Source organism: Nostoc sp. DedQUE05 (genome assembly GCF_034530955.1).
In the GTDB taxonomy this organism is placed as follows: domain Bacteria; phylum Cyanobacteriota; class Cyanobacteriia; order Cyanobacteriales; family Nostocaceae; genus Nostoc.
Window position 1 is genome coordinate 41,630 of sequence record NZ_JAVRCB010000003.1, and the last position, 15,742, is coordinate 57,371.

At 42.0% G+C, this 15,742-nt stretch carries 5 protein-coding genes; 2 read left to right on the top strand and 3 right to left on the bottom strand.

From position 1 onward, the window contains the following. Window positions 1–2: 2 nt before the first annotated feature. Genes RMZ42_RS03320 through RMZ42_RS03330 form a run of 3 tightly spaced genes read right to left on the bottom strand, consistent with a single transcriptional unit; the run spans window position 3 to window position 11,942 of the window. Window positions 3–5,216 (bottom strand): non-ribosomal peptide synthetase, encoded by a 5,214-nt coding sequence (locus RMZ42_RS03320; RefSeq protein WP_322670065.1) that lies wholly within the window; start codon window positions 5,214–5,216, stop codon window positions 3–5. Then, window positions 5,213–10,999, bottom strand: a complete 5,787-nt coding sequence (locus RMZ42_RS03325) for a type I polyketide synthase (RefSeq protein WP_322670182.1) — start codon at window positions 10,997–10,999, stop codon at window positions 5,213–5,215. The genes RMZ42_RS03320 and RMZ42_RS03325 overlap by 4 nt, the downstream gene beginning before the upstream one ends. Next, on the bottom strand, window positions 10,974–11,942 hold the full coding sequence (locus RMZ42_RS03330) for a polyketide synthase (protein WP_322670066.1): 969 nt from the start codon (window positions 11,940–11,942) through the stop codon (window positions 10,974–10,976). Before RMZ42_RS03330 ends, RMZ42_RS03325 begins: the two co-directional genes overlap by 26 nt. An 872-nt stretch (window positions 11,943–12,814) precedes the next feature. Here RMZ42_RS03330 and RMZ42_RS03335 point away from each other — a divergent pair. Together RMZ42_RS03335 and RMZ42_RS03340 are read left to right on the top strand one after the other, a co-directional pair. Then, complete coding sequence (locus RMZ42_RS03335) at window positions 12,815–14,506, top strand: CheR family methyltransferase (protein WP_322670067.1); 1,692 nt, start codon at window positions 12,815–12,817, stop codon at window positions 14,504–14,506. Then, window positions 14,496–15,581 (top strand): chemotaxis protein CheW, encoded by a 1,086-nt coding sequence (locus tag RMZ42_RS03340; RefSeq protein ID WP_322670068.1) that lies wholly within the window; start codon window positions 14,496–14,498, stop codon window positions 15,579–15,581. The genes RMZ42_RS03335 and RMZ42_RS03340 overlap by 11 nt, the downstream gene beginning before the upstream one ends. Window positions 15,582–15,742: the final 161 nt, after the last annotated feature.

Sequence of the window (15,742 nt, forward strand, 5' to 3'; positions counted from 1 at the left end):
TTTTACCTTTTCCTCTGAGAACGATATTGTTGCCTGGATTCCAATTGTTGTTTTCTTAAAGATTTAACTTCGTTATCAGATTGAGTCCGATAATTATTTTGCTTTGTGGATTCTTCTTTGTAAGACTTAGTATTTAAGTATTGGCTCAAACTATGTATGGTTGGGTAATTAAACATATCAACTATTGACAGTTCCAGCCCCAATTCTTCTTGCAATTCGTGATTAATTTTTACCAGTAGTAACGAATGACCTCCTAGCTCAAAGAAATTATTGTAGATTCCTACCTTTTCTACTGCTAATGCTTTTTGCCAAATGCCAGCAATGATGCTTTCTACTTCTGTATTTGGCATTACATAATCTGATAGTTCCTGTTGTAAATCTGGAGCAGGCAAAGCACGACGGTCTACTTTGCCGTTGGGTGTCAGAGGTAAAGACTCCAGCATCACAAAAACATTTGGAATCATATACCCAGGCAATTTATTAGAAAGGAATTGCCGCAGTTCGCTCGTTGTGAGTGTACTTCGACTTCGCTCAGTACAAGTTATATCTTTTTGCGGCACTACGTAAGCGACTAAACGCTTACTTCGACCTCGCTCAGTACAAGTATTACCTGGAGTTTCTTCACGAGCAATGATACAACATATCTGCACATCACTATGTTGGCTCAGAGCTGCTTCAATTTCTCCTATCTCGATGCGGAAGCCCCGAATTTTTACCTGATTGTCAATGCGTCCTATGTATTCGATATTACCATCTGGTAGATAACGCGCTAAATCCCCAGTTTTGTAGAGACGACCAGTACCAAAGGGGTTAGTAATGAATTTTTCCTGGGTTAGTTCGGGACGGTTGAGGTAGCCTCTTGCTAACCCGACACCACCAATGTGTAGTTCCCCTGGTACACCCACAGGTACGGGTTGTAAATACTCGTCTAAAATATGAATCTGTGTGTTAGCGATCGCTTTACCAATAGATATTTTCTCATCGTCATCAGTGCATTTTGCGTTCGCCTTCGGCGTAGCTTTGCCAATCGTGGCGCAGACAGTAGCTTCTGTCGGGCCGTAGGCGTTGAAGAAGTTTCTACCTACAGACCATTGCTTAATTAATTCCGCAGAACAAGCTTCACCAGCTACGATGATTGTTTGCAGTGTCGGCAGTTCCTCACTAGGCATGACTGCTAACGCCGATGGTGGTAGGGTAATGTGGGTAATGCCATTCAGTGGTACTAATGGAGAAGGCCGACCTTGAGCATAAGCATTGTACAGCGCTGCTAATTCAGAGACAAACATACTCATTGACCAGCCATCAGAGACAACGTGGTGCATACACATTAACAATATGTGTTCTGTCTCGGACAGCACTACTAATGTCGCCCTAATTAATGCTCCCTGGCTCAAGTCAAACGGTTCAATAGTGTTTTGTTGAACTAACTTTTGTGTGGCTATTGCTTGTTCTGTTGCAGATAAATGCTGACACTCAACAACTGAAACTTTCCAATTCGTTTCTGTTTGAATAATTTGAGTTGGTTGTTCGTTAACTGTAATGAAGTTGGTGCGTAAGGCTTCGTGGCGATGAATAATCTCTTGTAAGCTTTGTTCTAGACCAGCTCGATTGAGATTTCCCACTAGGCGCAAAGCTATAGGAATATTATAGAAGGGGCTGTTTGGCTCGAACTGGTCTAAAAACCACAGACGCTGTTGAGCATAAGACAGTGGTAATTCTGCATCCTTTGTCCTTGGTAAAATAGGCGGCGAAGTTAGTTCTAAGTCTTGTACTGAGCGACTTGTGCCGAGCGGAGTCGAGGTAAGTCGAAGTATTTGTTGCTGTAACTGCCCAATTGATTGGGCTAATTCAGCTACTGTCGCTCTTGCAAATAACTCACGTAATGCCAGTTCTACTTTAAAGCTGGTACGAATGCGTGAAAGCAGTTGAGTTGCTAGTAGCGAGTGTCCCCCTAGTTCAAAGAAGTTATCATGTATCCCTACCTGCTCTACTTTTAGGACTTCTGCCCAAATCTGTGCCAGCATTTCTTCCATTGGAGTGCGCGGGGCGACAAATTTTTCTAGCAGTATGCTGTCTAATTCTGGTTTTGGCAGGGCGCGACGGTCTACTTTTCCGTTAGACGTGAGAGGTAAGGATTCTAAAAGCACAAAAGCACTGGGTACCATGTACTCTGGGAGCTTTGCCTTTAAAAACTGACGCAGTTCTGAGACTGTGGGAGATTGTTCTACCTGCGGCACTACATAAGCAACTAAACGTTTACTTCGACTCCGGCTCCATCGAGCGAAGTCGAGATGCTCAGTACAAGTGTCGCCCGGTTCATCCTCTTGCACCAACACCGCACTTTCCCAAATGGCAGGGTGAGAAGCCAGTAATGTCTCAATTTCTCCCAACTCAATGCGGAAACCGCGAATCTTGACTTGATTATCAATGCGTCCTAAATACTCTAAATCGCCATTGGGCAAATACCTTGCTAAGTCCCCGGTTTTATATAATTTTGACTGATTAAATATGTTAGAAATAAACCTTTGTTTCGTCAATTCTGGACGATTGAGATAACCACGCGTCACTCCAGCGCCACCCACATACATTTCACCCCTGACACCAATTGGCACTGGCTGAAAATATTCATCTAATATATACACCTGAAGATCGGGTATCGGACGACCAATAACACTAGCACTGTGATTTAAATCAACTTTGCTCAGTGGGCGATAAGTGACGTGTACAGTCGTCTCCGTAATCCCGTACATATTCACTAATTGCGGTAAAGTGTCGCCGTGTCTGTCAAACCAAGGCTGTAAGCTCTTGATTTCTAAAGCTTCACCACCGAAAATCACTAAGCGTAGGTTCAATTCCCCAGCAGTTATTCCTGACTGTTCAGCTTGAATTAATTGGCGGAAGGCGGAAGGCGTTTGATTGAGAACTGTAACTTTTTCAGTACACAATAACTGGTAAAAAGATTCAGGCGATCGCGTCACCAAGTAAGGCACAACTACCAGTCGTCCACCATACAGCAATGCGCCCCAAATTTCCCACACGGAAAAGTCGAATGCATAAGAGTGGAACATTGTCCACACATCATCTTGACTAAAGTGATACCAAGAATCCGTGGCTGCAAACAGACGCACTACATTTGAGTGGTTGACTAAAACGCCCTTGGGTTTGCCTGTGGAACCTGAAGTGTAAATGATGTATGCTAGGTTCTCGGCTGTTGCGGTGTTATCCAGATTTGACTTGCACTCTTGAGCAACTTTTTCCCAGTCGCTGTCTAAGCAAACAAGATGCACCTGATGTTGAGGAATAGAGTCTACTAATTGCTGTTGAGTTAATATCACCTTAACTTGAGCGTCTTCTAACATAAAGCTTAAACGCTCAGTTGGATACTCTGGGTCAAGTGGTAGGTATGCACCACCTGTCTTAAGAATACCTAGTATTCCCACAATGGTGTAGAGCGTTCGCTCCACACACAAACCAACCAAGGTATCTGATTTTACACCTAATGAGCGCAAGTAATGTGCCAACTGGTTAGCGCGACAGTTCAACTGGTGATAGGTAAGTTGTTGATTTTCAAATACAACTGCTACTGCATCAGGGGTACGCGCTACCTGTTCTTCAAACAACTGATGGATACATTTATTCTGGTGATACTCCACCTGTGTGTTGTTCCATTCGGCGAGTAACTGTTGCTGCTCAGGTTGTGTCAACAGGGGTAATTGCGAAATATTTTGCTGTGGATTTGCTACAATCCCTTCAAGCAATGTCACAAAATGCCCCGCCATTCGCTCGATAGTACTGGCATCAAAAAGGTCAGTGTTGTACTTGAAAATCCCAGCTAAAGAAGAATTTCCTTCTGCGAGCGTCAGATTTAGATCGAACTGACCATCCATCTGGGCTATTTCAAAAGGTTTGAGTTTTAATACTTCTTTATCTACTTCACCTCCTAACCAAAGTTGTTGCGTATGCTCAAACTGCCGCAAGTTCTGGAGAAGGAAGTTAAATACAGCCTGAAAAATAGGAGAGCGGCTCAGATCGCGCTGTGGCTGCAATCGCTCTACCAGTAGAGCAAAAGGAAAATCTTGATGCGCTATAGCTTCTGATACTGTTCTTCCAACTTGAATCAGAAACTCTTGAAAACTGGGATTTCCTGACAAACTCGCCCTTATGACCACAGGATCGACAAAATAGCCAACTAGCGGCATAAATTCAGGTTGAGTTCTACCTGAAGTGGGAGCGCCGACCAGAATATCCTCTTGTCCCGTATAACGATACAAGAGAACCTGAAATGCAGCTAGCAAAACTATGTATTGAGATATGCCTTCTGTTTGAGCTAGCCCTTTCAGTTCTTCTGTGAGTTTTTGAGGTATTTTGAAATTATAAGAAGCGCCGTTGTAGGTTTGTATGGGTGGTCTTGGTCTATCTATTGGCAAGTTAAGTACAGGTAATTCTCCTGCCAGTTTTTGCTGCCAATAGTTCCAAAGTTTTTCTCCTTGAACACTGGTTAATAATTCTCTTTGCCAACGAACGTAATTTATATAAGAGTGATCTAAAGGAATAAGAGTTGGCTGAACACCTGACTCTAATGCAAGATAGACCGTTATCAACTCTTCTATTATTAATAGAATAGACCAAGCATCAACAGCAATATGATGTACGGTCATTAACAATATATGTTCTTGCTGTGAGCGAGTGAACAAACGCACTCGCATCATTGAGTCGTTTTCGATGTTGAAGGGTTGTTGGTGTTCTTGAAGAACTCCTTCCTCCAAATCCTGTTCTCTCCAGTCACAGGAATTTATCTGTTGAAAGTCTGTGAACTGAGTTTGATGAATCTGCTGAACAACATTATTACCTTGCTTAAAAAATTTACTACGCAACTGCGGATGGCGGTCAAAAATAACTTGGAAACTTTTTTGTAAAGTCCTAACATTTACAGGAGAACATATACGGCACGCAAAGGATACGTTATAGGCGGAACTTTCAGGTGCTAGTTGCCACAAAAACCACAGTGCTTGTTGACCGTAGGACAGAGGATAAATATTTAAAATATCTGGGCGATCGCGCAGTAAATATAAAATTTCAGTTTTATGTTGTTGGAGTTGAGCAATTACATCAGGAGTCAACAAACTTTCAGAACCATCTATTAGTAATTTTTCTCCATCATGGCTCAACTCAAGTCCTTGAAAAGAAAGGTTTTGTAAAAATTTTAATAAATTCATAACTCTATCCTAATCTTCTTGCTATTCTTGACATTTCCTATTTGAAGTAGCTCATTCTTCTGCTGAATTTCTTGAGCAGATTCGTTATCAGAATCTAAATCTAGTTCTTGTATTAAATAATCAGTTAGCAACTCTACATTAGGATACTCAAAAACTAAATTTATTGGCAAAGAACATTTTAAAGTCTTTTGTAAATGATTTTTCAAGTCTAAAGAAGTTAGCGAATCCATACCTAGCTCAAAAAACTTTTTGTGTAAATCTATTGGTTCTGATTGCCAACCGAGGACTTTGGCTACTGCTGAACAAATACGATCCTGCAAAAGGTTTCGACGTTTGGTAATATTTGTTTTCTTTAATTCTTCAACCAAATCATGTTGCACAACCACAGTTTTTACTGAAGTTTCGATAAAGTTAGCAAACAACGGCGAAACTGAAGTTGATTTTTCCAAAAACTGCACCCAATTAATGGGCATAACTGCAACTTGGGTTGAGGATTGATACAGTAATTTATCGAGAGCAGCTAATCCCTGTTCTGGGGTAAATGTTCCAATACCCCGCGTTTTTGTTTGCTCATCTAGCTGACGCTGTGCAAAGGCTCCTATTTGCGACCAAGCGCCCCAGTTGATGCTCAAACCTGGTAATCCCTGAGCCTGACGATGATACGCTAAAGCATCAATAAAAGCATTGGCTGCTGCATGGTTGGATTGACCTGGATTACCAATTAAAGAAGCTATAGAAGAAAACATCACAAAGAAGTCTAAATGCTGCTTCTGAGTTAAAGTATGCAGATGCCAGGCTCCTTGTACCTTTGGAGCCAAAACTTTTGCAAAGCGTTGCCAGTTCTGTTGTTGTATAACGCCATCATCCAAAACACCAACAGAATGAATAATTCCTCGCAGTGGTGGTAAAGTTTGCTCAATTTCTCTTAGTAATTTTGCGATTTGTTCGATATCAGACACATCTGCCTGAACAACTTTTACTTGAGCGCCAGCTTGTTCTAATTCTTGAAGTTGTTCATTAACAGCAAGACTTGCAGGACTACGCCCAACTAGCACCAAATGTCTTGCTCCCTGCTGTACCATCCAATGAGCTACCAATAAACCCAAACCACCCATACCGCCAGTTATTAGGTAGGTACTATCCTCACGGAACCTTAGCCGCTTGTGTGCTGCTGTTTCTATGTCGTCTTTAGACTGGTAACGAACTAATCTGGCGACATAACGTAGGCGATCTCTGAAGGCAACGTGGTCTTCTTTTATGGGAAACCACATTTCTTCAAATAAGGCTTGCATCACTTCAGCATCTGCTTTTGGAGACAAATCTACTTGCACACAGTTGAGTTCTGGATGTTCTGTAGCAATTACCCTTGCCATTCCCCACAAGCTTGATTGAGCTACTCCTTCTAGGTTGGTAATTGCCACTGCTTCTTGAGTTACTAACCAGAGACGAGGATGAGTCAAGAAATTAACCCCTGTTAATGCCTGAACTAAATGCAGAGTGCTTCCACACCCTAGCAAAGATGCCGTAGCTAAATCGGCTGTGGTGAGTTCTGCGGCTTTAACTGTATCTAAACTCCAGCAATGAACGACACCATACAAAGGCAAGGTGCTATTAATTGCCTGCAATAACTTTTGATAATGTTGTGGATCGCTTGGGTTAATTTTGAACTGTTGTGGCGCTAATTGTTCATATTCCTCGCCGGCGAACACCAATGTACAAACTTGTGAGTGAGCATCTAGCTTTTGTGCTAACTGTTGCGCTATACCTAACCGATCTGCGAATAACAGCCAATGTTTTGGCTCAATTTGTACTGACTCATTTGGCGGTGCTACTTGTGCCAGCATCACCATTGCTGAAGACTGTTGAGATGGTGATAGATTAACTGTGCTTGTAAACCCAGTTTCTTGCAATATTTTTTGCCATTGAGCAGCACTAATCAAGGGATAGTCTGGACGCAATTGCAAATCGTTAAATCGCCACCATCCTGGAGTTAAGCCAAAGATTAAGTCTACCCAACGCTGACGTTGAGTTGTTTCCAATAAAATTAATATGCCCTGTGGTGCTAATAATTGCTTGGTGTGCTTGAGGGTTTGTTGCAAATCTTGGGTAGCGTGTAAGACATTGGCAGCCACAATTACATCATATTGCTGCTTTTCAAATCCTTGATTTAAGGGGTCTTTTTCAATGTCTAATACTTGATATTTTACAAATGGAAAATCCTGGAATCTTTCTTGGGCTTTTTGGGTAAAAGAGATACTAATATCACTGAAATGATATTGGGTTTGTTCTCCGGGTAAATGTGGTAGTAGGTAAGCAGTTGTTCCACCAGTTCCGGCACCAATTTCTAATATTCTTAATCCGCGTCCAGTTGGTAAATGCTCGACAATTGAGACTAGGGTTTGTTGGGCTAAGATATTCGTCACCTTTGTCAATGGCGAATTCTCATATAACTGGGCTGTAGTTGAGTCGTTTTCAGGGAAAAGCAATTGCAATGGGTCACATTCGCCCCGTAGAACTTGGGCTAATGATGCGCCGCAACGTCCTAGTAGGATGAATTCGGCATTTGCTATTGGATATTGAGTTAATAGGGTATTTAATTTAGCTTGCAAATCGCTAACTTCTGGCTGGCGAATAACTTGCCACTCCAAAGCTTTTGCCTCTAACACCCCTACTTCGGCTAACATCTCTAACAGTCGCTTGAATAGCCTTTGGTGTTGGCTGATTATACCTAATTGGTTAGCGATCGCATCTGTAGTGAAGCATTGCCCTAGTTGCGGTTTCCACCCCATTGCTATCAAGGCTTGCAGCACATAGTCAATACTGAGTGCTTCTAGCTCTTTGACTGCTGCTTCATAAAATTTTAGCTGTGGTTCAGCCATCAATTGAGAATGTTGTGGCTGAAGTTTACGACTAATTTCTGCAATTGCTGGCAGATAATCTGGAGACAGCTGCTCATTGCTAAAGCGCACTTGAGGTTGCCACTCTACTTTATATAGCCAATTCTCTAAAGAATTTTCTTTAAAGTCTCGCTGGAGACTTTGTAATAAAGTGTTAGGAGTTGCTTTTTTAGCCTCAAAACCTTTGATGTCTGCAATCAACTGTCCGTTAGCATCAAAAAGTTTGATATCTGCTAATAGCTTGTCGCTATTAGAATTATCTAACTGCCGTTGCATTGCATGACACCATAATTGCTGATTTTGAGGACGTTGGTAAAATCGGAAACTCTCAATTGCAGAGGGTACAAAAGTGTCTTCGCTAGGAAAGAAAGTGCCGATTAGTTGCAAGCAAGAGTCCAAAAGCCCCGGATATAATTGATACTTTTCTAAACCGTCTACTACTGAAAGCCATTTGAGCTTGCCTAAAGCTTCTCCTTCTTTGCACCAGACCGAATCAAGCCACTGGAAGCTGACACCATATTCAATCTGTCGCTTTTGCCAACTTTGGTAAATTTCCCCAGCAGTGATTTGTTGAGTACAGCGTGTCTGTATCTCTTGGAGTAAGACGGTTTCTGGTGTAGTATTAACGCCTTTCGTGATTTTTCCTGTGGCATGGACTAACCACTCACTTACTTGATTACTTGCGTTGGAGACTGTATCAAAGCTGATGAGTTTGAAAGATGCGTCACTCGCCTCTGGAGAAAGTACCAGTTGTACTGTGCGGACTTCGCCTTCAGGGACGACCAATGCCTGGGGGAAAACTATATTTTCTAACAGACAGGACTCACTGGCGAAAGTCAGATTTGCTGCACCCAATAGCAAGGAGAGATGACAGGCTCCAGGTACAACAATTTGGTTATAAACTTGATGATCTAATAAAAACGGTAGGGTTTGAGTACTGAATTCAGACTCAAACACGATTTCTTTGCTTAAGGGTAACTGGAGTTTTTTGTCTAATAATGGGTGCAGCTTTGTCGAGTTTCGTTGCTGTTGATGGCGACGCGGAGTATTCTCAATCCAATAGCGCTGCCTTTGAAATGGATAAGTGGGTAATGTAACTTTCTTGCGGGAATAGTCACGGTCAAACCCTGACCAATCTATTGCCATTCCGCCTACGTATAACTCACCCAAACTAGAAAGCAGTTGTTGCCATTCTGATACTCCCGGACGCAGAGAAGGCAACCATGAACCCACGCCTTCAGGCAAGCACTCACGCCCCATACCCAACAAAATTGGTTTAGGCCCAACCTCCAAAAAGACTTCATACCCAAGCTGATGTAATGTCTGCATACTATCGGCAAACCGCACTGTTTGCCGGATGTGAGTCACCCAGTATTGAGCATTGGCGATATTCTCGTCAGCAAGTTTCCCGGTGACATTAGAGACTAATGGTATCTGGGGTTGCTTGTAGGTTATTTGACTAGCTACTTGCTCAAACTCCTTCAACATGGGTGTCATCAACGGAGAATGGAAAGCGTGGGATACTTGTAACCGCTTCGTTTTTACCCCCTGTATTGAAAGTTGCTGACAAATAGCAGCAATGTCTTCACTGGCTCCAGATATAGCTACACTTTCGGGGCCGTTGATAGCTGCGATGCCTACGGCGGGCTTCTCTACGAGACGCTGCGCGAACGCCAACGCCACTGTGTCGTTAAATGGTGCTATAACTTTCCGCACTCTTTCCTCTGAAGCCATTAGTGAAACCATCTCCCCACCAGAAGGCAACTGCTGCATCAACTGTCCGCGATAGGCAATGAGTTTGAGTCCATCTTCTAAGCTAAAAACGCCAGCCACACAAGCAGCAACATATTCGCCTACACTATGACCTAGTACCACATTTGGCTCAATGCCCCAAGATTTCCATAGTTGATACAAAGCATATTCAATAGCAAACAACGCTGGTTGAGTATAGGCGGTTCGATCCAGTAAATGCTCAAAAGCTTCTTGGCTAGGATACAGTACCTCTAACAGAGAATGCTCCAAATAAGGACGGAGAATTTCATCGCACTGCTCTATAGTTTGGCGGAATATGGGTTGGCGATCGTAGAGTTGGCGACCCATGTTGATATACTGGGAGCCTTGGCCAGTAAACAAGAAGGCTATTTTTGGTGGCTGTTTGCTTAGTTGACCACTAATTAAGCCGACGGTGTCTTTCCCAGATGCGAAAGCAGTGAGTCGATCGATTAACTGCTCTCTAGAATCCGCCACAATAGCAAGACGGTAGTTAAAATGCGATCGCCCAGTGTTGGCAGTGTAACAAATATCTGTTAGCGGTATCTTTAAATCGGAGCTTCTTAAATAAATTTGATATTCTTTTGCCAGTTCTTTTAGAGCGCGATCGGTTTTTGCCGAAAGTGTCATCAAGTGGCTTGGACGCTCAATTTTTGTAGCCAGCGTTTCTTCTGACACTGGTGACTCTTCTAGGATTACATGGGCATTAACACCCCCAAAACCAAAGGAACTTACACCTGCTCGTCTAGGAATAATTTTTCCTTCTTTTGTCTTTAAATGTTGCCAGTCTTCTGTTTCTTTAACTATATAAAATGGACTACCATCTAACTTAATTCGGGGGTTTAATTCCTGAAAATTATTTATTCCTGGCAATTTTTTATATTTCATTGCCAATAAGATTTTTATGACTCCAGCAATACCTGCTGCTGATTCTAAATGTCCAATATTTGTTTTTACCGAACCTAATCCACAATAGTTTTCTGTAGTGGGTTCAATAGCATAGTGCTGATACAGTTGTGTATATGCCCGTTTTAAACCATTAATTTCAATTGGGTCGCCTAATGGCGTACCTGTTCCATGAGCTTCTATATTAAGATACAGTATCAGGTTGAATATTTGCTTTTATATATGCGGCTCTCACAACTTTTGATTGGGAATAAGCATTAGGAGAAGTTAAAGTTCGGGTATGACCACCATGATTTATGGCGCTTCCTTTAACTATTCCATAAATATAATTTTTATCTTCAACTGCTTTTTTTAAGGGTTTTAATAAAATAATACCTGCGCCTTCACCTCGCACATAACCATCTGCTTTGGCATCAAAGGCTTTGCATTTGCCTTCAGGTGATAACATCCCCAATTTGCTGAAAGATATATAGCTAGTTGGTGTACACAATACACTGACACCACCAACTAATGCCATTTCACATTCATTTTGATTAAGCGCATTTACAGCTTGATGAATTGCCACAAGTGAGCTAGAACAAGCAGTGTCTACAGGAATACTAGGGCCATGAAAGTTGAAAAAATAGGAAATTCGATTAGGGATAATACAAGTATATGTACCTGTAGAATTATATCCTTCAATGACTTCGCCCTTATCTTGTAATTCTTTATAATCGAAATTACAAACGCCAATAAAAACACCAACATTATTTCCTGATAATTCTAATGGTGAATAGCCAGCATCTTCAATGCATGACCAACTCAGTTCTAGCATCAACCTTTGTTGGGGGTCTATTCGATTAGCTTCACGAGCTGATGTCTGAAAAAAATTTGCGTCAAATTTATCTATATCTTCGATAAATTCTCCCCATTTGCTATTACTTGTATTAGGAATTTCAATATTTGAAGAATAAAAATTCTCAAGATTCCAACGCTCTTGAGGTATCTCTGTTATACTATCCGTTCCTTGTTCTAGATTTTTCCAAAACTCGTTATAATTGTTTGCTCCTGGAAACCTACACGCCATACCAACGATGGCGATCGCCTCTGTTTGAATATTAAACGATGACAAATCACGATCAAAATTATCTATTATTTCAGTCTCATTGTTCATCTTTAAATTTTAATAAATATTGGTTTAATTATTTAATTACTTATACTTCAAAATATCAGTTTTATAAAGGAAATGCAATCGACAATTAAGACACCTAAGTGGACAGTTAAGACATTTAAGCGGAAAGTTAAGACAGTTAAGACACTTAAGCGGAAAGTTAAGACAGTTAAAAATTTAATAAATAATAATTAGTAGCGGGCGTCGTATAATATTAAGTATGAATTGAGGCTCTCTACTTTCAGTAGTCCGATAAAAAATATCCTACATATGTGTAAGCACGGGAGACAGTGCAATCGCCACTCCTGCGCAGTGACGCTCCTGCATGGCTAACGCTCAGGAGAAAGGAGAAACCCTTCCACATGGCTGGCTCGACTTGACGATCCACCAGTTACTTTCAGAGCTTCTCCGACTTTCCCTTTTTAATTCGTTCATAAAACCCAATACTGCTTGATAAATTTTATACTAACTTCTAGATTAAAATTAATTATAGATTTAATTAATACAGCGTATTAATATTTTGTTATAGATATTTTTTGAAGTAATCCTCAAACTACGCGCCCATAAACCCTTTGAAGTATCTCATCAGGGTTAATTGTCATGTTTTATCAGTACTGCTAATGTTAATAAAATAACTTTAGGCTGAGATATGTGTTTTAGCGATCGCTTGTTTTTTGCCTGACCTCACAAAATCGCGTTGCTCCCGGAAGTGAGGTCAGTCACGACAACTTGCTCAAGGCAGTGAAAGTCTGTAGATGCATTCTCCGTATTTACTTATCTTTACATAATTTGGTTTTTTCGCGCCGACTTACTAAATCCAAATCAAGAGATTGAAATGGGAAACCTAAGCGTATTGGCTCGAAAATTATATAGTGATGAATCAAACGCTCGGCGATCGCCCCATTTTATTTGAATCCAATTCTCAACATAGTGATGACTTTATTTTGTTACAGATGGTCGATCTGATTGCTGATACATTCGGCATTCACATCAAACCACAGTATCAAGATAGATTAAAGAAAAATCTTTTAACTCGCATCCGGGCGCTAGGATTATGCTCACTCAATGATTACTATCAGTTCTTGGTAGCAAATCAATTAGTTCCTGGTGCGAAAGAGTGGCAAGAACTAATCTCTTTACTCACTGTCACTGAAACTTATTTTTTTCGGGATCAGGGGCAGATGTCGCTGCTCAAAAATCAGCTGCTCCCAGAGTTAATCGAGCGCAAAACTGTACTTAGTTTAACTCAGTACAACGCTGCTAATGGAGAATTTTCTCGGCCGACATTACGGCTTTGGAGTGCCGGGTGTTCGACTGGTGAAGAAGCTTACTCACTTGCCATTCTAGTGAAAGAACTAATCCCTGACAATCAGACATGGGACATTCTGATTTTAGGCACAGATATTAATCAACCCGCGATCGCCCTGGCTCAACAAGGAATTTACAGCGATTGGTCTTTTCGGACAACCACTGAAGAAATCAAAAATCGCTACTTTCGATCCCACAAAAAAGGTTGGAAAATCGATCCTGCTATTCAAGCAATGGTTACATTTCAACCTGGAAACCTGATGCAGGATAACTTTCTTGCTTACGCGTCTAGCATTCACGATTTCGATTTGATTATTTGCCGCAATGTGTTTATTTATTTTGACTTCGACGCGATCGCACAAATTATAAGCAAGTTTTACTGCTCTCTGACACCAGGAGGTTTTCTGCTCACAGGCCACACGGAATTATACGGACAAAAAACTGAACCGTTTCAAATCAAAAATTTTCCCCAATCTGCGGTTTATCAAAGACATACCTCACTCGACGAGCAGAGCAAAGTCTTGAATACCATAACACCTGCTGCCATTGAGAGCAGGGAAACCGAAATTTTTTCCCCCTCTCTCAATCCGGTTTGGTTAACAAATTTATCTGTTGAGGCGAGCAGGGAGAGAACAGAAGCAGAGGAAGAGAAATTGTTTAATATTAATAACTCTCTTCCCTCCCCTGCCTCCCCTGCTTATCCGAACCATCCCTCTCTCCCAAGCTTGGAGACAGGCTTCGACGTGAGCGCAAACACTCAAAGTCTTTTAGATGCAGCCAAAGCATCGCTAATTCAAGAAGCTTATGCCGATGTCATTCAAATAGCCCAACAAGTGATTGCTCTTGCCCCCCAAGACTTTCAGGCATATTGTTTGATGGCAGAAGCTTACGCGAATTTTGGCGATTACTCCCAGGCGAATCAGGCGTGTCAGCAGGCACTCCAAATCAGCCCATTGGCGATCGAACCCTATCATTTATTGGCTCAAATCGCCGAAGAGCAAGGAGATCGCGACAGTGCCAAATTATTTTTAAAACGTATTATTTATCTCGCTCCTAATTCTGTTACTGCTCACCTGGAATTGGGTTCTATATACGAACGAGAGGGAAATGAAAAACAGGCTCAAAAAACCTGGCGATCGCTTCTAGAAATTTTGCAAAATTTACCCCAAGAAGCGATCGATTCCCATAACCAGCAAACCACTGCTGAACTAAAAGCACACGTTCTTAAGCACTTAAATTCAACTAGTTATGAGCCATGAATCTTATTTAATGTTTAAACTCAATCATTCACGCTATGGCATTCCGGCTACAGCCGTGCAAGAACTCTTCTTTCTGCCAGAAGTGACTGCGATCGCACAAACTCCCAGCACAATTTTAGGCGTGATTAACCTACGAGGGAAGTTTCTCCCCGTGATGGATTTATATCAACGTTTAGAACAAGCGCGTCCCCCTTTTCAATTGACTGACAGCATGATTGTCGTGGAGTGGCAAACTCAACGAATCGGAATCATCGTCAATCAAGTGGATAGCGTACAAGCGATCGCACCCGATCGGATCGCTGCCAATGTTTGCGATCGATCGAAAGAGAGTTTGCCGGATAGATTGGTGGCTGGCATTGCCAATGTTGAGGAGGGCATCGTTACATTGCTCAATCCCGAACTGTTGGTGGAACACGCCTTTATAGAGACTGTTTTCAATCTAAATTCTGATTTTAACAACGGCTCAGTCAATGATGCACTAAAACATTCCTCTGATTCAGCCCTAAATCAGGGCTTATACGCTCATTTTGATTCGCAAGAGCGACAGATTTTGCAAGAGCGAACTGAAACTCTGCGGTGTTCGGTTGATGACGAAGATTCGGCGTCGCTCTTGCCTCTAGCGGTTGTGGGGTTGGCGGGTGAGTACTTTGGGTTTGGCTTGGAAACGGTGCATGAGTTTACCGATATTCACAAGATTACCCCGATTCCCTGCTGTCCGCCGCACATTGTTGGCAACATCAACTTGCGGGGCGAAATTGTCACCTTAATTAACATCAATAATGTGGTCGATCTGCCCATAAATGAGGTGCGATCGCCTACGGCGGGGCGTAGCCCATCGCATCAGCAAGCGGTTGTCGTGCGTCTGGAGCAACGAGTGGCGGGCATTGCCGTAGATGACATTTTTGATGTGACGTATATCCATCCCTCCCAAATGATCGCGGCTCCAATTGCCCTGCATTCTGCCAAAGACGACTATCTCCAGGGTGTCGCACCTTATCGCGATCGGATGATGAGCATCATCAATTTATCTAAATTGCTTACTTCAGAGGTGTTGGTTGTCAATGAAGAAGTCTAAGAGGATGTTTGAAAAGTCCTCTTGTTGGTATCGAAAAGTTATAGATCCCCCTAAATCCCCCGATAAATTGGGGGACTTTGATTCCAGTTCCCCCCTTTTTAAGGCTACCGTGTACACACAAGTTATCGAATTACTACCAGTTCTCGAATTACCCCACCCTA